Origin of the sequence: Leisingera sp. S132 (assembly GCF_025144465.1) — a bacterium.
GTDB lineage: Bacteria > Pseudomonadota > Alphaproteobacteria > Rhodobacterales > Rhodobacteraceae > Leisingera.
This window is the reverse complement of the sequence record NZ_CP083553.1, coordinates 2,147,276-2,170,196: the sequence shown is the minus strand read 5'-3', so window position 1 is coordinate 2,170,196 and position 22,921 is coordinate 2,147,276. Positions and strand designations below refer to the sequence as shown.

Sequence of the window (22,921 nt, the reverse complement as noted above, 5' to 3'; positions counted from 1 at the left end):
GCGCCCAAAGAAAATGGCTCCCGAGGGAGCCATTCTGCGTTTAGCGGATCAGGCTGATCCTCAGCCTGGGCTTGGCGCGCCGTTCCTGCGGCAGGTGCCGGTTCAGCCGCCGGTTCACAAAGCCGAACAAGGAAATGATCACCAGCGTCAGCAGGATGAAGTAGAAGGCCAGGATCGGGTAGGGGACAAACGGGTTGAAGGTCTTGTCCGCGAAATAGCTGGCGTAATACAGCGCGTCGCCCTGCTGCCGCCAGGCCGGGAAGCCGGAGAAGAACACAAGCGTAGTTGCGTGGAACAGGAATATCGCCTCGTTGGTATAAGCAGGCCAGGCCAGCCGCAGCATGGTCGGGAAGGTGATGCGGCGGAAGCGGTTCCAGCCGGTCATGCCATAGGCATCGGCGGCCTCGATATCGCCCTTGGGGATCGACAGGAGGGCGCCGTAGAAGATCTCGCCCGAGTAGGCTGCGGTATTGCAGAACAGAACGACCAGCGCCCCCAGCCAGGCGGAGGTGAACGGGTCAAAGAAGCTGGAGACGCCTTTCAGGCTGAGGAAGCAGGCGTAGGCAAAGAAGAACTGTATGAACAGGGGGCTGCCGCGGAACACGAAGATGAACCACTCCGCTGGTTTGCGGAACAGCGCATTGGAGCTGGACTTGCCAACCGCCAGGGCGACGGCCAGGAAGAAGCCGGTCATCAGCGCCAGCGCCCCGAAATAGACGTTCCAGATCAGGCCGGAGCCGATCAGGGTGAAATGCTCGCACAGGGTATATTCGCCCCGCGGCAGAAGCCGTTCGCCAAAGCCCAGGGAGCGGAAGGCATAGGCCTGGATCGTTTCAACGCAACTCATGCCGCTGCCTTTCTTTGGGCTTCACCTGCTGCAGTGGCCTGGCCCTTGGTCAGGCGGGCCATGATGCGGTCCAGCACAACTTCGGAGACTTTGGTAAAGCAGAGGTAGAACACCAGCAGGGCCGCGAAATACCAGACATGCCAGTTCGGGTGCGGGTAGTCGGTGAAGCGCGCGGTCTTGGTGCCGCCCAGCTCCCGTGCCCAGTAAACGATGTCTTCTACCCCCAGCAGGAACAAGAGCGGCGTGGACTTGATCAGCACCATCCACAGGTTCGACAGGCCCGGCAGCGCATAGACCCACATCTGCGGCACCAGGATGCGCCAGAACGCCTGGCGGTGGGTCATGCCGTAGGCCTCCGCCGTTTCGATCTGGGCGCGCGGCACGGCGCGCATCGCGCCAAACAGCACGTTGGCAGCAAAGGCGCCAAAAACGATCGAGAAGGTCAGCACCGCCAGGAAAAAGCCGTAGGTCTCATGCACCCATTGCGGCGAGGTGGACAGCGGCAGCTTGGCCGCGTCGCAGACCACAAAGTCGATGCCCTGGCGGATCGGCTGGTCCCAGTCCGGGCATTTCACCTTGTGGCGCATCCACTCAAACGCTTGATCGAGCGCGATGACGAAGAACAGGAAGAAGGCGATGTCGGGAACGCCGCGCACAATGCTGGTGTAGCCCTTGCCGAACCAGCGCAGCGGCAGGAATGTGGAGCGGGCGGCACTGGCAGCGCCAAAGCCGAACAGCAGTGCAACCGGCGCGGTGATCGCCAGCAGGGCCAGCACCACGAAGACCGAGATGTAAAGGTTCACATGCTTGCCGGTGGTCAGGTAGCAGCTGAGCCAGTTCAGCCCCTCAAGCGTGGATGGGTCCGTGCAATAGGAAAACATATGTACCCTGTCTTTCTGTGCTCACGCCCGGAGCTGTGTGCGCCGGAAGCGAATGAATGAGGCCCGCGTGCCGCGGCTCGCGGGCCTGCAAGATCCTGGAACAGGATCAGATTACCACTGGGAGGACACTTCCCACTTGGCGATCAGTTCATTGAGCGAGCCGTCGTCTTTCATCGACTGGATTGCCGCATCGAACTTGCCGCGCAGTTCCGCATCCGACTCGCGGAAGCCCATGCCAACGCCGCCGCCCAGGGATTCGGATTTCTCCAGCATCACCAGATCGTCGCCAACCACGGTGTCGAGGAAGCTCTTGTCGGCCAGAACCGCGTCAGCTTCGCCGTTGCGCACGGCCGCGACGGTTTCTTCCGGGGTGGCGAATTCGACCAGGGTCCAGCCCTGCTCAGCGATGAAGGCCGCCTGGATGGTGGTGGCCTGAGCCGCGATCACGCCGCCTGCCAGATCGACGTCAGCCGACTGTGCCACATATGCGGACGGGTCCGGCGGCGTGTAGGGCTGGGTGAAGTCGATGACCTCATCGCGCTCGTCGGTGATCGACATGCCGGCGATGATGGTGTCGTAGTTGCCGGAAACCAGGTTCGGAATGATCGAATCCCAGTCGTTCTTGACCCACTCGCAGGTCAGCTCGGCGCGCTTGCACAGCTCATCGCCCAGTTCGCGCTCGAAGCCGTCGATCTCGCCGGCGTCGTTGACGAAGTTCCATGGCGCATAGGCGCCTTCGGTGCCCAGGCGCACCGTGTCCGCCAGGCCCATGCCTGCGGTCAGCGCCAGGGCAGCAGTGCCAAGGATCAGTGATTTCATCGAGTTACTCCCATTTTTGGTTGGTTTTTGGTTTCGTTATTATTGCTCATGGCGCGTCGATGACAAGAACGCCCGCAGCCGTTCCGAGCGGGTGCCGCCAAAGACGTCATCCGGCGTGCCTTCTTCCTCGATCAGGCCCTTATGCAGGAACACCACGTGGCTGGAGACATCAGCCGCCATTTTCATGTCGTGGGTCACGATCAGCATGGTGCGGCCCTCGGCGGCCAGATCCTTTATCACCTTGACCACTTCCTGCTCCAGCTCAGGGTCCAGTGCGGATGTGGGCTCGTCAAACAGCAGCGCCTCGGGCTCCATGCACAGGCCCCGGGCAATCGCCGCGCGCTGCTGCTGGCCGCCCGATAGCTGAGCAGGGTAGGCGTCGCATTTGTCGCCGATGCCGACCTTCGCCAGATAATGGCGGGCCTTCTCCTCAACCTCAGCCTTGTCGCGGCCCAGAACCGTGACCGGCGCTTCCATCACGTTCTGCAGGATGGTCATATGGGCCCACAGGTTGAACTGCTGGAACACCATCGACAGGTTGGTGCGGATGCGCAGAACCTGCTTGGCATCAGAGGGGCGGCGGGCCAGCCCCTGGCCGGACCAGGTGATCGGCTCGCCCTTGAACAGGATTTCCCCTTGCTGGCTGTCCTCCAGCAGGTTGCAGCAGCGCAGCAAAGTCGACTTGCCAGACCCCGAAGACCCGATCAGCGACACCACGTCGCCCTTGTTGGCGGTGATGTCAACGCCTTTGATCACTTCCAGCTCGCCATAGGATTTATGCAGGCCGCGGATTTGCAGAACGGGCGTTGTATCGGTCAAGGTGTCTTTGTCCCTGTGAGTGGAAATTCGTTCTTATTGGACCGAAAAAAAGACCGAATGCAACGTTCAAACCGCACAAGCTGGCAGCTGAGGCGTCAAAACGGCGGTTCCGGCGGCGCATTTCGGAAGCGGCGCTACGTCAGCTCCGCCGCGCGGATGCGCTGTTCGGTCAGTGCCGGGCCGGGGGGCGTTGGCACCGCCAGATAGTCGCTGGGGGTGAACCGTACCAGTCCCTTCAGATGCAAACACGCCTTGGCCTCCGCATCCAACTCGCGGATGGCGGTCTCAATGGCCGTGAACAGCTCACCCGTATCCCGGCCAAGGGCGGTGATATAGGGCAGGGCGGGCGTCGGCACTGTGCGCTCAATCTCGACCAGGCCGCCCGCAAAGGCGTCGTGCTCCCGGATCAGTTCCCAAGACAGGGCATCCAGCGAGGCAAAATCGGCGCGGCCTTCGGCAACAGCCTTGGCGGACAGCCGGTGGCCGCCGGTTTCCACCAGCGAACCAGGCAGGATGCTGCGGTCGTGCAAATGCACCATCGGCGCGGCCCAGCCTGATTGCGACAGGGATTCGTTGTAGGCAAACCGGCGCCCGCCAAAGGCAGCGAGCGGCTGGCCTGCATCTTCCTGACGGGCCACAAAGACGCTGTTGTAATAGCCAGGCTCGCAGCCGGGCAGCCCGTAGTCGGGCGTGCCTACCAGCTCCACCTCGCCATAAAGCCGGGTGCGGTAGGGGCAGCCGCAGGTTTGCGACAGTAGCAGGTCCGGGGATTTCCAGACCTGCCATAAATCGGCATCGCGGGTCAGCTGTTCCGGCCCGACGCTCAGATGTGCGCGGATTTCCGTCCAGAACCTGTCGTTGGCCGCCGCGGTTTCCGGGCGGTCATACATGCCAAGATGGGCAATCATTTTGCGGCCTCCGCCCTTCTGCGCGCCATGGCGCTGTCCACATCAGAAACCCCCAAAAGGCTAGCAGAGAGCCGCAGCAGCGCGTCCTCGTTTGCATCGCGGTGACCATCGGCCAGCGCAACCTGCCACAGCGCTTCGATCACGCCGATGCGGTCCTCATAAGCCACCGCATCCTTGATGGCGCGGGTGAAACGGACAGTATCCGGCGCCTCGGCCTCCATTGCCTCCGCCTGTTCGCGCAGGATCAGCGCACCGCCAGTATCCAGCCCGTAGCGGGCAGTCAGGATACGGTCGATGCGGTCCTTCTCCACCTCGGAATAATTGTGGTCAGAACGGGCAATCCGCACCAGCAGCGCCGTCAGTGCCAGTTTGGCGCCTTCGTCGTCCAGCTGCGCGGGCGCCGGCTCCAGCAGGCGGTTCAGCAGTTCCTTGAACATCAGCTGTCCTCCGCTTTGGGGCTGAACTTTGCCACGGCGCGTGCGCGGGCCTTCTGGCTGTCGGCATAAGACAGGCCCATGGCCTTGCGCGCGTCTTCGATGATGGTGATTTCGCCCTCGTGCTCATTGCCGTCTGCCAGCACGACTTCCCACAGCGCATCCAGCGCCGCCAGCCGCTCCTCCAGTCCGGTGGTCTCGCGGATCAGCCGTCCAAAGGTGTCGGTCTCGGGGGCCGCGGCGTGCAGCTTCTCGCAGGTGGCCCGCACCTTGGCGGCCTCGATTGCGTTGTGCTGATAGAGCCGCGCCAGGATCCGGTCGATCAGGCTGATTTCCTCCAGCTTGTAGTCGCGGTCAGACTGCGCCACCCGCACCAGAAGCGCCCCCAGCGCCAGTTCGGCATCGGGATCCGGGAGGGCAGGCGGCTCAGAGGGGCGGAAGGCTTGGAAGAGCTTCTTGAGCATGGGCATTGGCAGACCTCAGGCAGAGCAGAAGGGCAGGCGCGGTTTATCCGCCATAGCCCTCGATGATTTGCATATCACCCGCCGAAACCGGGTCGCGAAGCGCCTTGGCGTCCTGATAGGCCATTGAATCATAGCAGGCTTTTGCGGTTTCGAAATCCTTGAATTCGATCACCACGGTGCGGGCACGGAAGCCCCCCTCACGGACCTCCCGGTGGCCGCCGCGCACCAGAAACCTGGCACCGTATTCGGCAAAGACCGGACCGTTCGCATTGATGTAGTCCTTGTAGCGCTCCATGTCGTGCACATCCACATGGGCTACCCAGTATCCCTTGGGGGCGGTTTCGTCGGGCATGGGCTGCAGCCTCCCTTGTTCTTATGGTTGCGGGCAGGCTGATACAAAACGTCTGCAAAGACAATGGGGCGGTTGTCAGGAAATTCCCCGTACGACTGGAAAGCCGATTGGTTTCAATGCGGTGGAGCGCAAAGCAAAACGCCCGCCAATCGGCGGGCGTTGTTGTTCCGGTTAAGGTCCGGGTCAGGCGATCTCGGCCAGGCGCGCCAGCGCATCCTTGACCTTGGCTTCTTCTTCCTCGCGCGCGGCCAGGTTTTCACGGGCTTCCGCCACGACCTCTTCTGGTGCGGATGCTGCGAATTTCGGGTTGTTCAGCCGACCGCGCAATCCGCCCAGCTCCTTGGCCAGTTTGCCCAGGGTTTTCTCCAGCCGGGCCTTTTCGGCGTCCACGTCGATCACATCCGCCAGCGGCAGGCCGAAGGAAGCGCCGGGCGCGGCCACCGAGGCACAGCCCTTGGGGAAGCTTTCCACCTGTTCCAGCGAGGTGATGCGGGCGAGCTTCTGGATCATCGCCTCGTTCTTCTCCCAGGCGTTGCGCGCCTGATCGGAGAACTCTGTCACCACCATCGGGATCTTGGCCCCGGCCGGCACATGCATTTGCGCGCGGGTGGAGCGGATGTTTTCGATCGCGGTGATCACCCAGTTCATCTCGGCGTCAGCTTCGGCGTTGACCAGCCCGGTGCCGTAGACGGGCCAATCTTCATGCACCAGCATCTTCTCGCGCTTGGCGGTGTTGCCCCACAGCTCCTCGGTGATGAAGGGCATGATCGGATGCAGCAGGATCATGCACTGATCCAGCACCCAGCCCAGCGTCTGCCGCGTCTCGGCGATCACCGCCTCATCCTCTGAGCCGAACAGGGGCTTTGACAGTTCGATATACCAGTCGCAGACCTTGCCCCAGACAAAGGCATAAAGCGCATTGGCCGCATCGTTGAAGCGGTAGGCTTCGAGCGCGGCGTCCACTTCAACCCGCACCTTTGCAGTCTCGCCGATGATCCACTGGTTCACGGCCGCCTTGGCGTCCGGGCACGCATAGGCTGGGACGGTCTCGTCGTAGACGTTGTTGAAATGGGCAAAGTTCACCGCATTCCACAGCTTGGTGCCAAAGTTCCGGTAGCCTTTGAGCCGCTCCATATCCAGTTTCAGCACGCCGCCAAGCGCCGCCATCGCAGCAGAGGAAAAGCGCAGCGCGTCGGCGCCGAATTCGTCAATGATCTCCAGCGGGTCGACCACGTTGCCGGTGGATTTGGACATCTTCTTGCCTTTGGCATCGCGCACCAGGCCATGCAGGTAGACGGTGTCGAAGGGGACGCGCTCCTTGACCGGCAGGCTGTCGTCCAGCACCGCCAGCTGCATCATCATCATCCGGGCAACCCAGAAGAACAGAATGTCCTGACCGGTGACCAGGGTCGAGGTCGGGAAGTATTTCCTGGTCTCCTCGGTCCATTCCGGCCAGCCCAGCGTGCCGATCGGCCAAAGGCCGGAGGAGAACCAGGTGTCCAGCACATCGGGATCGCGCTGAAGCGCGATGACGCCGTCCAGCGTGCGGGAGATCGGAGAGGCATCCGTTTCGCGCTGATAGGCATGGCTCAGAAACTCGATCTTCCAGTCCGCACCATAGTATTCTGCGGCCATCCGCTGCGCGTCGTCCGCAGTCGCGGCGCAGAACGTGACCTGGTCCTGCACCACAAACGGGGTCGCTCCGTCGTGTTCCTTGAAGGCGGCAATCTGGTCCTTGCTTGGCCCGTACCAGACGGGGATCTGGTGGCCCCACCACAGCTGCCGCGAGATGCACCAGGGCTCGATGTTTTCCAGCCAGTGGTAATAGGTCTTCTCGCCGCTTTCCGGCAGGATCTTCACATCGCCGTTGCGCACAGCGTCCAGCGCCGGACCGACAACCTTTTCGGCGTCCACGAACCACTGGTCCGTCAGCATCGGCTCAATCACCACTTTGGAGCGGTCGCCAAAGGGCTGCATGATCGGCTTGTTCTCAACGAAGGGCTCCTGCACCTCGACATCTTCGCCGGTTTCGGGATCGGTTTTGGTGACCGTCTTCATCACCGCGAGGCCTTCGCCGGTGATCTGCTCCACCACCCGTTTGCGCGCCTCGAAACGGTCCCGGCCGCGCAGGTCGTCCGGCACCAGGTTGATGGTGTCGGCCTCGCTCTCAGTCAGGGTCTGCTCGCCCTTGGCCACTGCCATGGCAATTCCCGCAGCCTCGGCATAAGGCGCGCCGTCAGCGCGCATTGCACCCTTCATGTCCATCAGACGGTACATCGGGATGCCGCCGCGCCGCGCGACCTGGTAGTCGTTGAAATCGTGTGCGCCCGTGATTTTCACCGCGCCGGAGCCGAAATCCTTGTCCGGGTATTCATCGGTGATGATCGGGATCAGGCGGCGGTGCTCCTTGGGGCCGACCGGAATTTCGCACAGCTTGCCGACGATGGGCGCGTAACGTTCATCCGACGGGTGCACGGCCACCGCGCCGTCGCCCAGCATGGTCTCGGGCCGGGTGGTGGCGATGGAGATATAGTCGCGTTCCTCCTCGAGGATGACGTTGCCGTCCTCGTCCTTTTCCACATAGGTGTAGGTGGCACCATTCGCGAGCGGGTATTTGAAGTGCCACATGTGGCCTGCCACTTCGATGTTCTCGACCTCAAGGTCGGAAATCGCGGTTTCGAAATGCGGATCCCAATTGACCAGCCGCTTGCCGCGGTAGATCAGCCCCTTGTTGTACATTTCCACGAACACCTTAATCACGGCATCGTGGAAGTTGGGGGAGTTCTCGTGGCCGGTGCGGGTGTCGCCTTGTGCGCCCGCCATGGTGAAGGCGGTGCGGGAGAAATCGCAGGAGGCGCCGATGCGTTTCAGCTGCTCAACGATTGTGCCGCCGGATTTTTCCTTCCATTCCCAGACCTTCTCCAGGAATTTCTCGCGGCCCAGCTCGCGGCGGGACGGCTGCTGGTTCTTGGCCAGCTCACGCTCCACCACCATTTGCGTCGCAATGCCCGCATGGTCGGTGCCGGGCTGCCACAGGGTGTCGAACCCCTGCATCCGCTTCCAGCGGATCAGGATGTCCTGAAGGGTGTTGTTGAAGGCATGGCCCATGTGCAGGACGCCTGTCACGTTGGGCGGCGGGATCATGATGCAATAGGTGGAGGCTTCCGGCTTGGCGTTGGCACCAGCCTTGAAACAGCCAGCCTCTTCCCAGGCCTTGTAAAGGCGGCTTTCGGCTTCAGCCGCATTGAATGTCTTTTCCATCGCCATGCGCTAGGTCCTGCGTGCGTGTCATTTCGGGTCGGGCTATCCCTTACCGAAAGGGGCGGCAAAGGGAAAGTACCCTGTGGCGCGGCACTGGCAGGCGTGCGCTGCAGGAGCACGCAAGCACAGATTTCCGGGAACCAAAGGCAGGCTCGGGCGTTTGGATTGCACAATGCACCTTGCGGCACCTCGCGGTGCGCAGAGTTTCAGGCGCCTGAACCCGGTGCCGGATCCAAAGACGCCCGGCCCCTGCTGACGCGCATTCCGCGGTACGGGCCGGGCGCACGACCCCTTCAGCCGTGCAATGGGCATTGCGCAAGGCACTGCCTTGCCCTGCTTCAGCCCGTGTTCCAGATCTTGCGGCGGCGCTCCTTGACCATTTCGTTGCCCTCTTCGGTGCCGTCGTGGAAGGTGCTGAACCACTCATCCCAGGGCGTCTCCCAGGTGCCGTAATTGCAATCGAAGAACCGGTGGTGCAGCTGGTGGAAGAAGTCGCCGACCAGGAACTTGGCCTGGTTGCCGAGCTTCAGATGCTCGAACCCCGCGTGTGAGGTCGGAGCGCCGATGCCGTGGTGGAACAGCAGGAAGATTGCCAGTACCGGGTGCCCCGGCAGCAGGAAGAAAATCATGGTGTCGAACATCAGAAAGAAGCTCTCCACCGGGTGCATCGCCAGGCCGGACCAGGGGCCGGTGTTGATGTTGCGGTGATGCCAGGCGTGCACTTTGGTATAAAGCACACCCACATGCAGCAGCCGGTGCAGCCAATAGAAGTGGAAGCCCGCCCAGATCGGAATGAAGATGGTCATCAGGACGAAGGTGACGGGATCTTCCTCAAGCGTGATCATGGTGACCCAGCCGTTGGCATAGGCGTAAAGGATGAGGCTCTCCCAGAAGGTCCAGAAAGTGAGCGCCGGCCCAAGGGTCCAGAACATGTTGTCCCAGACCTGGTTTTTGAACGTGAAGACCTTGGCGCCCTTCATCATCGGGCGCATGTCATAGCGGTATTCATCCGCTTGGGTCCGGAATTTCCACAAGGCCAGGTGCAGCCCGCCGGCCACCACCATCAGAATGCAGAAGTTGCGGAACCAGATTTCAGCCACCCAGTCCCAGCTGAAGGTGGCGATGCGGTCAAGCGGCGGGGTGAAGAACGTCCAGGTGATAATGGCAAAAACCAGCAAAAGCGCCCGCAGCGCCAGCGGGTTCCAGCTTTGCAGCAGGTATTTGATCGAGGCCAGCGGCCGCAAAGGCCAGTCCCAATAGGGGGAAGTCTGAATCGGAAGCTGCGGGGTAAAATTCCAAATCTTGCGCTTGGGGCGCGGCGCGCCTTCGGGACTTGTCATGTCTCGTCTCTCATCTGGCTGTTGGGGAGACTGCGCTGACCGCGCATCTCTGTTCGCTGGCTGTGAGGTTACGGCGGCGGCGGCAAATCCCAGCATGGTATGTCTTGCCGGTTAGGCTAAGTTCAGCTTAGCCTTCCTCCATGGCGACCCGGATTCCCTCACTCAATTGGCTGCGCGTGTTCGAAGCAGCGGCGCGCACCGAAAGCTTTGCCCGCGCGGCGGCGCAACTGAACATGTCGGCGGCTGCCGTCAGCCAGCAGGTGAAGGCGCTGGAGACACAGCTGGGCACACCGCTGTTTCACCGCCACGCCCATTCGGTGACGCTGACGGAGGCCGGACGGGCCTATTTGCCCTCAGTCCAGCAATCGCTGCTGATGCTGGAAACCGCCACCACCGGCCTGTTCGGGGAGAGCCGGGAGCAGCGGCTGTTTGTGCAGTCTGTGCTGCTGTTTGCCCATGGGGTGCTGGCGCGCGGGCTGCCGGACTTTCAGTCCGTGCATCCGCGGGTCAGCCTGGCGCTTAGCACCGGCAATATGGCGGCGGATTTTGCCAACCAGTTTACAGACTTGCAGATCGTCTTCGGCAACCCGTCGCTGTTCGGGACCGAGGGTGACGAACTGCTGCGCGAAGTGCTCTATCCGGTGGCTCCGCCGGAGATTGCCGCACAAATCCAGTCTCCGCAGGATCTGTTCCGTTTCCCCTTGATCGAGGTGTCCACGCATCGGGCCAGCTGGGTGCAGCTGTTCGAAAGCCTGCGTCTGCCGCACGGCCAGGCGCGTTACTTCTTTGCCGACAATTCGCTTATGGCGGCGGAGCTGTCGGCGCAGGGGATGGGGATCGCGCTGGCACGCGCCCCGGCTTCGGATGCTGTGGTGAAGGCCAGCGGGCTGGTGCGCTGCCTGCCGGAGGTCGAGGTGGCGGGGCAGGAGGCGTACCATTTGATCTATCCGGACCGCGGCGCCATGCGACCCGCTGCAAAACTGTTTCGGGACTGGCTGCTGGACTACGTGGCAGCCGTCTAAGCCTTACTGCCCGGTCCGGTCCAGTTTGGTGGCCAGGTGGATCAGGCTTTCGGAGGAGCGCACGCCCCGGGCCTCGGCGATGCTGTCGATGGTTTCATCCAGTTCAGATGTGCTTTGCGCCACCACCTGGGCCAGCAGGTCGAACCGGCCGGAGGTGGTGTGCACCACTTCAACACCGGGCAGGCTGCGCAGGCGGGCGAGCACTTCCGGCCCCGATCGCGGCTCAATCGACATCAGCACAGTGGCCTGCAGCGGCGGGCGGGCGGCTGCAGAGGATTTGAGCGTATATCCGGTGATGACACCTGTGGCCTCCAGCCGTTCGATGCGTGCCTGCACGGTGGTGCGGGCGAGGCCCAAATGGCGGGCAAGCTCCGCGACCGGGCGGCGGGCATTCTCCCGCAGAAGGGAGACGAGGCGCTGATCTGTTTCGTCGGATTGCATGAGCAGCCTTCGATATGACGTTTGTTTTCGTCACTATAGTAAATCTGCCGACCGGAATCGACGATCATTTCACGCAAAATATGTAAAACGAATGAGGGTTACCCGATGCAGCAGATTCCTCCGCTATGGCTTTCGCCTGAATCCCACCTGGCCCGCAGCGCGCCGGATCACCCGATCCTGTATTTCTCGCCGCGTGTCCTGCATGAGGTGGCGCGGCGGTTCCGTGAGGGGTTCCCGGGGCTGGTGACCTATGCGGTCAAGGCAAACCCGCACCCGGCGGTCCTGTCCAATCTGGTGGCCGCTGGGATCACGGCGTTTGATGTGGCTTCGCCTGCGGAGATGGAGGCGGTGCGCGCGGCCAGCCCCGACGCAGTGATGCACTATAACAACCCGATGCGGTCGGAGGCGGAGATCGCCGCAGGCATCGAGTACGGTGTCGCCAGCTGGTCGGTCGATGAGCTGAGCGAACTGGAGAAGCTGGATGCGGTCCCGCGCGCCTGTGAAATTGCAGTGCGTTTTGCCTTGCCGGTGGCTGGCGCGGCCTATGATTTCGGCAGCAAATTCGGCGCTGAACCGGAAGAGGCGGTGGAACTGCTGAAACAGGTGGCGGCCCGCGGCTGGACTCCGGCACTGTGTTTCCATCCCGGCACCCAGTGCGAGGACGAAAGCGCCTGGGTCGAATATGTCCACGCCGCCAAGCGGATCATCGATCAGGCCGGAGTGAAGATTGCCCGCCTCAATGTCGGCGGCGGCTTTGCCGCCAACCGCGATGGCGTGGCGCCGGATCTGGAGAAGGTCTTTGCCGCCATCGGCGCGGCAGCAGATGCAGCCTTTGGCACAGAGAAGCCCAAGCTGATCTGCGAACCGGGCCGGGCGATGGTCTCCGAAAGCTTCACCCTGGCGGCGCGTATCAAGGGGATGCGCAAGGCGGGGGAGGTGGTGTTCCTGAATGACGGCATCTATGGCGGGCTTGTCGATATCCGCGACATGGGCCTGCCGGGCCGGGTTGAGGTTGTCGGCTCCGATGGCAAGCACCGCGCAGGCGAGCGCAAGCCGCGGGTGGTGTTCGGCCCCACCTGCGACAGCCTGGACCGGCTGCCGGATGGTCTGCCTTTGCCCTGTGACGCGTCCACAGGCGACTATGTTCTGTTTCCGGGGCTTGGCGCCTATTCTTCTGCCATGAGCACGCAGTTCAACGGCTACGGCCTCAGTGACGTGGCGACGGTGATTGAGCTGGCTGGACAACCGGCCAGCTAAAGGTACTCTCGCCCCCGGACAGCCAGTCAGCGCGGACAGGGGGCGAGCATGGACAAATTCGGAAAAAGCCAGCCGGTAAAACGGGTCGAGGACGTCAGGTTCCTGACCGGGCAGGGCAGCTACATCGAAGACGCGGCCCCCGCGGATGCCCTGCGTGCCTGGGTGCTGCGCAGCCCGGTGGCGCATGGGGTGATCACGGCGTTGCACACGAAGGATGCGCTGGAGGCAGAAGGCGTCCATGCGGTGATCACTCTGGCGGACCTTGAGGCCGCTGGCATCAACGTCTCCATGGATGGCGCTACGGTCAAGAACCGGGACGGTTCAGACGGCGCCTCACCCGAACGCCCCATGCTGGCCCGCGACCGGGTGCGTTACGTTGGGGAGCCGGTGGCTGTGGTTGTTGCCGAGACACTTGATATGGCCCGTGACGCCGGTGAGCTGATCGAGCTGGAGATCGGCGACCTGCCGGTCAAGCTGGATCTGATGCCTGGCGGCGAACCGCTGCACGGCAGCGTGCCGGACAACAAGGCCTTTGACTGGGGCATGGGGGATGAGGCGGCCACGGCTGAGGCCTTCCGCACCGCAGCTCATACTGTGGCCCTGCAGGTCGAGGACAACCGGATCATTGTCAGCTCGATGGAGCCGCGCGGCTGTTTTGCAGAATGGCGGGACGGGCGTCTGCATTTCACCTTCGGGGGGCAGGGTGTCTGGGGAGTGAAGTCCCAGCTGGCAGCCAAGCTGGGTCTGGAGGAGAAGGACGTCAAAGTTGTCATTCCGGATGTGGGCGGCGGCTTTGGCATGAAGGCCTTTGCCTACCCTGAGTATTTCGCTGTTGCCCATGCCGCGCGGACGCTGAACCGCCCGGTGTTCTGGATTGCCGACCGCACAGAGGCGATGCTGAGCGACAATGGCGGACGCGATCTGACGTCGCTGGCGGAGCTGGCCTTTGACGAGGACCTTAAGATCACCGCATACCGGGTCAGCACCCGCTGCAATCTGGGCGCTTATAACTCCCATTTCGGGCAGCCGATCCAGACCCAGCTATTCAGCCGGGTGCTGGCCGGTGTCTATGACATCCAGACCGCTTGGCTCCAGGTGGAGGGGATCTATACCAACACGACCCAAGTGGACGCCTACCGCGGCGCTGGGCGGCCTGAGGCGATCTATGTGCTGGAACGGGTGATGGACCGCGCGGCGCGCGAACTGGGGGTTGACCCGCTGGAGCTGCGGCGCCGGAATTTCATCAAACCTGCGGCCTTTCCCTATGGCACTGTGACGGGGGAGACCTATGACGTTGGCGATTTCGGCAAGGTGCTGAGCCGGGCCGCTGAAGAGGCGGACCTGGAGGGATTCGCGGCCCGCCGCGCCGAAAATGGTAAACGCGGCAAGTACCGGGGCGTTGGGGTCTGTTACTATATCGAAAGCATTTTGGGCGATCCTTCAGAAGGCGCGGAAGTGGAGTTTCGGGAGGATGGCCGGGTGAACATCTATGTCGGCACACAGAGCAACGGGCAGGGGCACGAAACTGTCTATGCCCAGTTCCTGGCTGACCAGAGCGGCATCCCGGCGGACAGCGTTCATGTGGTCCAGGGCGACAGCGACCGCATCGCCCAAGGCGGCGGCACCGGCGGCTCGCGGTCTGTCACCACCCAGGCCAATGCGACGCTGGCTGCGGTTGAAGTGATGATTGCCGCCTTTACACCCTTCCTGGCAGAAGAGATGGGTGTGGAAGAGGATGCCGTGGAGTTTGACGGCGATACCTTCCGGGCTCCGGGATCCAACCTGACCCCCACCATGCTGGAGGCGGCGGAGATGGCCCGCGCGCAAGGCCGCACTGACCTGCAGCGTCACGCGGCGCGGGCTCGGCTGCCGGGGCGCTCGTTTCCGAACGGGGCACATATTGCCGAAATTGTTATTGATCCGGAGACTGGGCAAACAGACGTGGAGCGCTACACTGTAGTGGACGATTTCGGTAATCTGATCAACCCGATGCTGGCCGAAGGCCAAGTGCATGGCGGGGTGGCGCAGGGGCTGGGACAGGCCATGCTGGAGCGGGTTGTCTACGATCAGGACGGGCAGCTGCTCACGGCTTCGTTCATGGACTATGCCTTGCCGCGGGCCAGCGGCGTCCCCATGATTGGGTTTACCTCCGAGCCGGTGCCTTCGACACAGAACCCGATGGGGATGAAGGGCTGCGGCGAGGCGGGCACCGTCGGTGCGCTGGCAGCAGTTGCAAACGCGGTGCAGGACGCGGTCTGGGACCGCGGCGTGCGGCAAGTGGACATGCCGTTCACCCCGCTGAGGATTTGGGAAGTGCTTAGGGATGTTTCTGAAGCAGCTGAGTAAGAGGGTTCTGGGGTGGCTTGGACGGCCGCTGCGTTCGGAGCATTCCGGCGAAACCAAGCTGCGCGGGCCGCATGCCCATGTGATCATCCTGGATGGCACCATGTCGACGCTGGAGGCGGGCCATGAAACCCACGCGGGCCAGCTGTACCGCCTGTGCCGGGAAATGGGCGGCCAGGTTTCGGTCTTCTATGAATCCGGTGTCCAATGGAAGGGATGGGGCAGCGCCCCTGACGTGATGATGGGGCGCGGTATCAACCGGCAGATCCGCCGCGCCTACGGCTATCTTGCCTCCCGATACCGTCCCGGCGACCGGATCTATCTGTTCGGATACTCCCGCGGTGCCTATGCCGTGCGCTCGCTGGCCGGTGTGATTGACCGGATCGGCCTGTTGAAACCCGAACATGCCACCGTCCGCCATATCCGGACAGCCTATCGTCACTACCGGCTGAACGGGCGCTCCAATTCCGGGGCCGCCTTTACCGCCGCCCATTGCCACGACGCGGTCGAGATCGAGATGGTCGGTGTCTGGGATACGGTCAAGGCGCTGGGCTTGCGGCTGCCGCTGCTGTGGCGCTGGGCCGAACGGCAGCACAACTTCCACAACCACACGCTGGGCCCGCATATCAAGAGCGGCTATCACGCCCTGGCACTGGATGAGACACGCGACGTGTTCAGCCCGGTGCTTTGGGACTGCCCCAAGGGCTGGAACGGCCATGTGGATCAGGTCTGGTTCCGCGGTGCCCATGGCGATGTCGGCGGTCAACTGGGCGGCTATGAAGAGGCGCGGCCGCTGGCCAATGTGTCATTGATCTGGATGCTGGAGAAGGCCGAGGAACGTGGTCTGCCGCTGCCGCTGGACTGGCGGATGCGGTTCCCGGTTGATCCCAAGGCGCCCTCGGTCGGCACCTGGCAGGGCTGGGGCAAGATCTTCCTCTTGCGCAGCCGCCGCCGGGTTGGTCTGGACGCCAGCGAACGTCTGCACAGCAGCGTCGGCGCAGGCAGCCGGAAAACGGCAGCAGCGGGCGGCTGGCGGGCGAGGTTTTCCAAGACGTGATTGCAGCAGGACCGTGGATGCGGATGCATGGCGGGGCTGGCAAGACCGGCCCGCGGCGGCGGCAGGCTGCGGTGCTACCGGGCGGCAGCCTTGCGCTGCGCCAGTTCTTGTCTCAGCCGTTTCAAGGAAAGTGACACAATCAGTTTGTGCGCCGGGCGGACAGGCAGCATGTAGATGCGGCCGAACAGGTTATGGGTCTTCACCGAGGAGGTGATGCTCAGCACGCCGCTGCTGCTGGTCACGCAGGTCATGACGTCCAGGTGCCGGTCCCGCACGGTGAGAGTCAGGACCTGATCCGAGACCGCCTCCACCAGGAAGAAATCCAGCTTGTCGCCGGCCGAAACATCCTGACGCTGCCGCCCGGAAAACCCGCCGATCCGTCTGACCCCGAACAGGGCTGAGATGGCGTCGCGCAGCCGGAAAGCCAGTTTCATGCCGGGCAGCGGGCGCTGGTGCATGATGTTCCAGGCCTCCAGCGGTGTGACCGGCACCGGCAGAACCAGTGACTGGCTGTCCAGGAAATTCAGCTCCCTGGCCGGGGCCAGAACCTGGATGCTGGCGGTCGCGGCGCGGGCAAGGCTGTTTGGCGGCATAACCTGCCTTTCTGCGGTTTTGGATATGCTTGCAGATACTTAGGTGGAAATCCGCAGCAGACAAGGGGCAGGAAAGGCCCGAGTGCTCAGCGCGGGGCGATTTGCATCACAATGCAAGTGGTGGAGCCGGTTGCGTAAAGCTTGCCGTCCTCCAGCCCACGGATTTCGCCATGGGCCACGCCGGTGGAGCGGCCCACATGGTCAATGCTTCCGGTGCAATCGATTGTAGTGCCCAGCGGGATCGGCCGCAGGATGTTGATCTTGTATTCCAGCGTTGTGTAGACCGCGCCCAGCGGCACCTTGGTCATCACCGCGCAGGCCATCGCGCTGTCCAGCAGCGTGCCGTACCAGCCGCCATGCACGGTGCCCATCGGATTGCAGACATGGAACTCCGGCGTTCCGCGGAACACCACCTGGCCGTTCTCGGCACTCTGCAGATGATAGCCGAGTGTTTCGGCAATCGGCGGGCCGGGCAGGCGGCCTTCCAGAATTCCCCGCATGAAATCGAGCCCGGATTTCCGGGCGATCTGATCGATTGTCAGCAGATCAGAGGGCTGTTTGGCATAGAACATGACGCGCGGATCCTTGGCGGGAAATCCTGGCCATTAGAAACCGCGCGCCGTTTTGCGCAACGCTTACGCCACGTTCTGAAGCGACACTTTGGGGGTGACGCCCAGTGCAAAGCAAACGTCGCGTGTCAGCTCCGGCCGGTTCAGCGTGTAGAAGTGCAGCTTGTCCACACCGCCCTCCAGAAGGTCAGAGCACAGTTCGGTGCAGATGGCGGTCGCCAGCAGTTCCTCGCGGCCGTCCCGCAGGGCCTTGGTAAAGGCGTTCTCGACCCAATCAGGAATGACGGTGCCGCAGCGCTTGGCGAAATTGCGGGCGCCTTTCCAATTCTCGATCGGCAGGATGCCGGGGGTCAGCTTGGCTCCGTCGATCCCGGCCTTCTCGCAGGCATCACGGAAACGGAAGAAGGTTTCGGCCTCGAAGAAGAATTGGGTCAGCGCTTCATCCGCACCGGCATCCAGCTTGCGCTTCAGCCATTCCACGTCAGCGGCCTGATCGGCAGCTTCCGGATGACGGTCCGGGTAGGCGCCGACCTTGATGCTGAAATCGCCGCGCGCCTTCAGCCCCTCGATCAGCTCAACCGAATTGGCAAAACCTTCGGGGTGCGGGGTGAACTTGCCTTCACCCTTGGGCGGGTCGCCGCGCAGGGCGACGATTTCGGTCACGCCGGCCTCGGCGAACTGATCGGCGATCTCCAGCGTTTCCGCCTTAGAAGCATTCACGCAGGTTAAATGCGCTGCCACATTGAGGCCGGAGGAATTGTGCAGCGTGGCCACCGCGTCGCGGGTCAGGGTGCGGGTGGTGCCGCCGGCGCCATAGGTGACGGAGACAAAGCGCGGTCCCATCGGAGCGAGGACCTGCACGGTGTCCCAAAGCCGGAAGGAGGCTTCGAGATTTTGCGGCGGGAAGAATTCAAAGGAAATCTTGGGCGTCGTCATGCTCGGGGTCTCTCGCTAGGTTTATGTCAACTCTTGTTGCACGCGCAGCAATGTGAGACAATTTCATAATACTCAAGATTAACATGAGCGATCTGATAGAATGCACATTGAATTCCGCCATCTCCGCACCATCAAGGCCATCCATGAGGCCGGCGGTTTGGCCCGTGCTGCCGAGCAGCTGAACATCACCCAAAGCGCGCTGAGCCATCAGGTAAAGGGGCTGGAGGACCAGGCAGGCGTTGAGCTGTTCATCCGCCGCTCCAAGCCGATGAAACTGTCGCCCGCCGGTCTGCGTCTGCTGCGGCTGGCAGAGCAGGTCCTGCCGCAAGTCGAGGCGGCGCAAGCAGAATTCTCCTCTCTGCGCGACGGCAACACGGGCCGGATGCATATCGCCATCGAATGCCACGCCTGTTTTGAATGGCTGTTCCCGGTGCTGGAGGGGTTCCGCAAGAACTGGGGCGATGTGGACGTGGACATCCGCCCTGGGCTGGCTTTTGACGCTTTGCCTGCGCTGCTGAAGGAGGAGGTGGATCTGGTGGTCTCCTCCGATCCGGAAGACATCAACGGCGTCGATTTCATTGAACTGTTTGATTACAAACCTGTCTTTGTCGCTTCGGCGCAGCATCCGCTGGCTGCAAAGCCCTATGTGGAGGCAGAGGATTTCATCGGTCAGAGCCTGATCACCTACCCGGTGGATAAGGTCCGGCTGGATGTGTTCAGCCAGCTGCTGATCCCCGCCGGTGTGGAGCCCGCTTCGATCCGGCAGGTGGAGCTGACGGCGGTGATCCTGTTGCTGGTCGCCTCCAACCGCGGGGTGTCCGTGCTGCCGGACTGGGTGGTGCGGGAGGTGAAATACTCCTCCGATTACGTGACCCGGCCGCTGACCAAATCCGGGATCACCCGCAGCCTATATGCGGCGATCCGGACCGAGGACCGCGGGAAACCCTTCATGCAGGAGCTGATCCGGCTGGCCAAGGTCGAGGCGCGCAAACTGCAGCATCAATAGATCCTGCAGGGCGTGGTGGCGCGGAGCGGCCTGCGCCGTTCCGGCGCCTGTGCCCGCTCCGCGCGGTTGCGTGATCCGGCGGGTGCCGGCGCGCGGCTCAGACCAGCTTCACAATTTGCTTGCCGGTATTGCCGCCGTGCAGCATCGCCAGGAAGGTCTTGGGCGCGTTCTCCAGGCCTTCGGCAATATCCTCCAGATACCTGATATCCCCGCTGGCGATCCTGGGGGCCGCTTCGCGCAGGAACTCGCCATAGCGGTCATAGTGGTTGAAAATGATAAAGCCGTTGACGGACAAGAATTTGGTCAGCACAGCCCGCCAGATCGCCGGGGCCGTCAGATCCGTTTCGGCGCTGTTGTACCAGGCAATCATGCCGCAGACCGGGATGCGGCCGAAATTGTTCATCAGGGGCAGCACCGCTTCCAGCACCTTGCCGCCGACGTTTTCGTAATAGATATCGATGCCGCCCGGGCACTCGGCAGCCAGGGCCTTGCTCAGCGCTTCGGCATCGCCATAGGCGCGGTGATCAAGGCAAGCGTCAAAGCCGAAGGTCTCCACCGCCAGCTTGCACTTGTCTTTACCGCCCGCGATGCCGACCACGCGCAGGCCTTTCTGCTTGGCCAGCTGCCCGACCATGGACCCGACCGGTCCGGTCGCGGCGGCAACCACAAGGGTTTCGCCCGCCTGCGGGCGGCCATAGGCATCCAAGCCATGCCATGCGGTAAACCCCGGCATGCCGAGAACGCCAAGCGCAGTGGTGAGCGGTGCCATTTTCGGATCCAGCTTGCGGATCTCGGACGCCTTTGCTCTGGCATGACTGGCCCAGCCGAACATACCCAGGGCAAAGTCGCCGGGCTGGAAATCGGGGCTGCCTGAGGCGATCACTTCACCGACACCGCCCGCCGTCATGGTCTCGCCAATCTCCACGGGCGGGGCATAGGATTTGCCTGCGTTCATGCGCCCGCGCATGTAGGGGTCCAGCGACATATAATGAACCTTTACAACCACTTCTCCTTCGCTGGGCTGAGGCAGGTCCACACTCTCAAGGCGGAAGTTATCCTCGCTGGCCTCGCCTTCGGGTCGGCTGGCCAGCACGATACGCTGCATCTGGTCGGGCATGGGGGCACTCCTTGTTCTGTTTGCAGCGAAGTCTGGGTGCGGCGGCGGCGGATTTCAACCGTCCGCGTGCCTCGCGTCGCCGCGTCAGGCGGGATGAGCAGTTTGCGGCATAACCCCTTGGCATTCGGGGGCAGGGCGCGTATAGGCACGCATTGACCCGGCATCTCCCCGACGTGACAGGATTCTGCAGACATGATTGGCAGCGCAAACCTCAATGTGATGATCAAGGCCGCCCGCAAGGCAGGCCGTTCCCTGGTGAAGGACTTCCGCGAGGTGGAAAACCTGCAGGTCTCGATGAAGGGCGCGGGCGACTTCGTCTCCAAGGCCGATATCGCCGCCGAGAAGATCATCAAGGAAGAGCTGCGCAACGCCCGCCCGACCTATGGCTGGATCGCGGAAGAGGGCGGCGAGATCGAGGGCGAAGACCCCACCCGCCGCTGGATTGTCGACCCGCTGGACGGCACCACCAACTTCCTGCACGGCCTGCCGCACTGGGCGATTTCCATCGCGCTGGAGCACAAGGGAAAGATCGTCGCGGGAGTTGTCTATGACGCTGCCAAGGACGAGATGTTCTTTGCCGAAAAGGGCGCGGGCGCCTGGATGAATGACACCCGCATCCGCGTGTCGGGCCGTCACCGGATGATCGAGTCCATTTTTGCCACCGGCGTGCCGTTCGGCGGCCGCGCCGACCTGCCGCTGACGCTGCAGGACCTGGCCCGCCTGATGCCCGCTTGCGCCGGTGTGCGCCGCTGGGGCTCTGCCGCGCTGGACATGGCCTATGTGGCGGCCGGCCGCTACGAAGGTTTCTGGGAACGCCGCCTGAACCCCTGGGACCTGGCGGCAGGCATCATCATTGTGAAAGAGGCCGGCGGGCTGGCCGAGGCGATAGATCCTGAAGCGGGTATCATCGACAGCGGGTCTGTCGTTTGCTCGAACGAGCCGATTTTCGAGAACTTCGCCAAGGTGATCCGGGGCTGAACCGGCCCGAATTTTGGTGAATTGGAAACGCGGCCAATGAGCCGCGTTCTTTTTGATTTTGCGGGCGGCGCTGCCCGGCCTGTCAGCCTGCTGGCAGGATCACTGATCCGACGGATGGTTCACCCCGTCGTTCCACGGGATCCCGCCATAGGTCTCCGGGTGAGTCCGCGGGTTGGCGCCTTCGATACAGCCCAGGTTGACGCCGCACTCCTTCGGGTCGGAACGGCGCTGGTGATGGGTGTAGATGCCGCAGGTCTTGCAGAAGTAATGCTTGGCTGTATGGCTGCCCCAGGTGTAGAGGCTGAGGTTCTCTGCCCCTTTCAGCACCTTCAGGCTGGCGGTGTGGGCTGTGACTGCAGCCGCTCCGCGCCGCAGGCAGAAGGAGCAGTCGCAGCGCGCGGCAGAGGCGAGACCCTCTGGAAATTCCGCCTCGATCTCAACGGCTCCGCAGTGGCAGGTGGCTTTCAGGCGTGTCACAACTCGTCTCCTTGCGTGGCAATTTTTGAGCAAAACCTTCGATAATTCCCCGTAAACTTCTCCGGAGCGGATCTACCATTCCCTTACCCCGATGCCCGTCGGGGTGGCGGCCTGCGTGTTAATCAGTAGCCTGTTCCCATGGTTCTGCAGGCCGTCTTGATACATCTTTTCTGAAAGCAAATGCCGGACTGACGGCAGCTTCATTTCCCCCACGGCCCCGGGTTACGTTTCTTGCGCGGCAGCTTGGGGATACGGCTGGCAGAGTATTCGTACTCGTTCTCGGGATGCGGAGGGGTGCCGTGGGTTCGGTTCCAGAACGCCGGGCCGCCGCGGCGCAGCCACAGGGGCAGGCACAGGATCAGACCGACCGCAAAGCCGCCGGCATGGGCCCAATAGGCGACGCCGCCCTGGTTGGGGTCAGAGCCAAGGCCGCCAAAGAACTGCATCGCCAGCCAGACGCCCAGCATCACAAAGGCGGGGATGGTGAAAATGCGGAAATAGATGATCAGCACCAGCAGGATATCGACGCGCGCCTTGGGGTACATCAGCAGGTAGCCGCCCATCACGCCTGCAATGGCGCCAGAGGCCCCGATTGTGGGCACCATAGACCCAGGTGCGGACATCACATGGATCAGCCCTGCGCCAAACCCGCTGAGGAGATAGAACAGCAGAAAGGGCAGATGGCCCATCTCCTCTTCCAGGTTGTCGCCGAAGATCCACAGGAACAGCATGTTGCCGCCCAGGTGCATCAGCCCGCCGTGGATGAAAAGGGAGGTGAACAGCGTCTCATACCCGTAACCGTGGCTGATCTCGGCAGGCACCACCGCATAGGCATCATAGAAATACTGCAGCGCACGGGGCGAGGCGTAACTGGCGGAGTAGTAGATATAGGCCAGGATATTCGCGGCAATCAGCGCGTAGACGACATAGGGCCGGCGGCCGGACGGGTTGTGGTCGCGGATCGGAAACATGGGGGAACGCTGGGCCGGAAACGGCCCAG

The 22,921-nt window shown here is 62.8% G+C and carries 23 protein-coding genes; 6 read left to right on the top strand and 17 right to left on the bottom strand.

Going from position 1 to position 22,921, the window contains the following annotated elements:
* Positions 1-40: 40 nt before the first annotated feature.
* The 10 genes from K3725_RS10685 to K3725_RS10640 all read right to left on the bottom strand — a co-directional run bounded on the left by K3725_RS10685 (position 41) and on the right by K3725_RS10640 (position 10,125).
* Positions 41-847, bottom strand: a complete 807-nt coding sequence (locus tag K3725_RS10685) for an ABC transporter permease (protein ID WP_260015328.1) — start codon at positions 845-847, stop codon at positions 41-43.
* Complete coding sequence (locus tag K3725_RS10680; RefSeq protein WP_260015327.1) at positions 844-1,728, bottom strand: ABC transporter permease; 885 nt, start codon at positions 1,726-1,728, stop codon at positions 844-846. The genes K3725_RS10685 and K3725_RS10680 overlap by 4 nt, the downstream gene beginning before the upstream one ends.
* A gap of 111 nt (positions 1,729-1,839) precedes the next feature.
* A complete protein-coding gene (locus K3725_RS10675; protein ID WP_039186325.1) occupies positions 1,840-2,547 on the bottom strand; it encodes a transporter substrate-binding domain-containing protein in 708 nt (235 codons plus the stop codon).
* Between the two features lie 39 nt (positions 2,548-2,586).
* On the bottom strand, positions 2,587-3,366 hold the full coding sequence (locus tag K3725_RS10670) for an ABC transporter ATP-binding protein (RefSeq protein WP_260015326.1): 780 nt from the start codon (positions 3,364-3,366) through the stop codon (positions 2,587-2,589).
* A 134-nt stretch (positions 3,367-3,500) separates the two neighbouring features.
* Positions 3,501-4,274, bottom strand: a complete 774-nt coding sequence (locus K3725_RS10665; protein WP_260015325.1) for a phosphate/phosphite/phosphonate ABC transporter substrate-binding protein — start codon at positions 4,272-4,274, stop codon at positions 3,501-3,503.
* Positions 4,271-4,711, bottom strand: a complete 441-nt coding sequence (locus K3725_RS10660; protein WP_260015324.1) for a TerB family tellurite resistance protein — start codon at positions 4,709-4,711, stop codon at positions 4,271-4,273. Before K3725_RS10660 ends, K3725_RS10665 begins: the two co-directional genes overlap by 4 nt.
* Positions 4,711-5,172, bottom strand: a complete 462-nt coding sequence (locus K3725_RS10655) for a TerB family tellurite resistance protein (RefSeq protein ID WP_260015323.1) — start codon at positions 5,170-5,172, stop codon at positions 4,711-4,713. Before K3725_RS10655 ends, K3725_RS10660 begins: the two co-directional genes overlap by 1 nt.
* 43 nt (positions 5,173-5,215) lie before the next feature.
* Positions 5,216-5,524 (bottom strand): DUF1330 domain-containing protein, encoded by a 309-nt coding sequence (locus tag K3725_RS10650; protein WP_260015322.1) that lies wholly within the window; start codon positions 5,522-5,524, stop codon positions 5,216-5,218.
* A 183-nt stretch (positions 5,525-5,707) separates the two neighbouring features.
* Positions 5,708-8,791: a valine--tRNA ligase gene (locus tag K3725_RS10645; protein WP_260015321.1), complete on the bottom strand. Its 3,084-nt coding sequence runs from the start codon at positions 8,789-8,791 to the stop codon at positions 5,708-5,710.
* 332 nt (positions 8,792-9,123) lie between these two features.
* Positions 9,124-10,125: a sterol desaturase family protein gene (locus tag K3725_RS10640; protein WP_260015320.1), complete on the bottom strand. Its 1,002-nt coding sequence runs from the start codon at positions 10,123-10,125 to the stop codon at positions 9,124-9,126.
* A 140-nt stretch (positions 10,126-10,265) separates the two neighbouring features.
* Between K3725_RS10640 and K3725_RS10635 the strand changes: the two genes are divergently transcribed.
* A complete protein-coding gene (locus K3725_RS10635; protein ID WP_260015319.1) occupies positions 10,266-11,147 on the top strand; it encodes a LysR family transcriptional regulator in 882 nt (293 codons plus the stop codon).
* A 3-nt stretch (positions 11,148-11,150) separates the two neighbouring features.
* On the opposite strand, the gene K3725_RS10630 is transcribed toward K3725_RS10635, so the two are convergent.
* Positions 11,151-11,588, bottom strand: coding sequence for an Lrp/AsnC family transcriptional regulator (locus tag K3725_RS10630; RefSeq protein WP_260015318.1), 438 nt, complete (start codon positions 11,586-11,588; stop codon positions 11,151-11,153).
* Between the two features lie 105 nt (positions 11,589-11,693).
* Between K3725_RS10630 and K3725_RS10625 the strand changes: the two genes are divergently transcribed.
* From K3725_RS10625 to K3725_RS10615, 3 genes are read left to right on the top strand one after another with little or no spacing between them, the layout of a single operon-like run.
* Positions 11,694-12,845, top strand: a complete 1,152-nt coding sequence (locus K3725_RS10625) for a type III PLP-dependent enzyme (protein ID WP_260015317.1) — start codon at positions 11,694-11,696, stop codon at positions 12,843-12,845.
* A gap of 48 nt (positions 12,846-12,893) precedes the next feature.
* Positions 12,894-15,191, top strand: a complete 2,298-nt coding sequence (locus K3725_RS10620) for a xanthine dehydrogenase family protein molybdopterin-binding subunit (RefSeq protein ID WP_260015316.1) — start codon at positions 12,894-12,896, stop codon at positions 15,189-15,191.
* Entirely contained in the window at positions 15,169-16,245 is a 1,077-nt protein-coding gene (locus tag K3725_RS10615) for a DUF2235 domain-containing protein (RefSeq protein ID WP_260015315.1), read from the top strand. The genes K3725_RS10620 and K3725_RS10615 overlap by 23 nt, the downstream gene beginning before the upstream one ends.
* 74 nt (positions 16,246-16,319) lie before the next feature.
* Here the strand turns inward: K3725_RS10615 and K3725_RS10610 are convergent, their stop codons facing one another.
* The 3 genes from K3725_RS10610 to metF all read right to left on the bottom strand — a co-directional run bounded on the left by K3725_RS10610 (position 16,320) and on the right by metF (position 18,343).
* A complete protein-coding gene (locus K3725_RS10610; protein ID WP_260015314.1) occupies positions 16,320-16,838 on the bottom strand; it encodes a DUF2867 domain-containing protein in 519 nt (172 codons plus the stop codon).
* Between the two features lie 86 nt (positions 16,839-16,924).
* Positions 16,925-17,410: a PaaI family thioesterase gene (locus K3725_RS10605; protein ID WP_260015313.1), complete on the bottom strand. Its 486-nt coding sequence runs from the start codon at positions 17,408-17,410 to the stop codon at positions 16,925-16,927.
* Between the two features lie 63 nt (positions 17,411-17,473).
* Entirely contained in the window at positions 17,474-18,343 is an 870-nt protein-coding gene (gene metF, locus K3725_RS10600; RefSeq protein ID WP_260015312.1) for a methylenetetrahydrofolate reductase [NAD(P)H], read from the bottom strand.
* 100 nt (positions 18,344-18,443) lie between these two features.
* Between metF and K3725_RS10595 the strand changes: the two genes are divergently transcribed.
* Complete coding sequence (locus K3725_RS10595; protein ID WP_260015311.1) at positions 18,444-19,349, top strand: LysR family transcriptional regulator; 906 nt, start codon at positions 18,444-18,446, stop codon at positions 19,347-19,349.
* Positions 19,350-19,446: 97 nt separating this feature from the next.
* Here K3725_RS10595 and K3725_RS10590 read toward each other — a convergent pair whose 3' ends face one another.
* Entirely contained in the window at positions 19,447-20,466 is a 1,020-nt protein-coding gene (locus K3725_RS10590; RefSeq protein ID WP_260015310.1) for an NADP-dependent oxidoreductase, read from the bottom strand.
* 192 nt (positions 20,467-20,658) lie between these two features.
* Here K3725_RS10590 and K3725_RS10585 point away from each other — a divergent pair, with 192 nt between their 5' ends.
* Positions 20,659-21,444: an inositol monophosphatase family protein gene (locus tag K3725_RS10585; protein WP_019295568.1), complete on the top strand. Its 786-nt coding sequence runs from the start codon at positions 20,659-20,661 to the stop codon at positions 21,442-21,444.
* A gap of 99 nt (positions 21,445-21,543) precedes the next feature.
* Here the strand turns inward: K3725_RS10585 and K3725_RS10580 are convergent, their stop codons facing one another.
* Both K3725_RS10580 and K3725_RS10575 read right to left on the bottom strand, forming a co-directional pair.
* A complete protein-coding gene (locus tag K3725_RS10580) occupies positions 21,544-21,921 on the bottom strand; it encodes a GFA family protein (protein WP_260015309.1) in 378 nt (125 codons plus the stop codon).
* 200 nt (positions 21,922-22,121) lie between these two features.
* Positions 22,122-22,892 carry a rhomboid family intramembrane serine protease gene (locus tag K3725_RS10575; protein WP_260015308.1) on the bottom strand — a complete coding sequence of 257 codons (771 nt, stop codon included), beginning with the start codon at positions 22,890-22,892 and terminating at the stop codon, positions 22,122-22,124.
* Positions 22,893-22,921 lie beyond the last annotated feature (29 nt).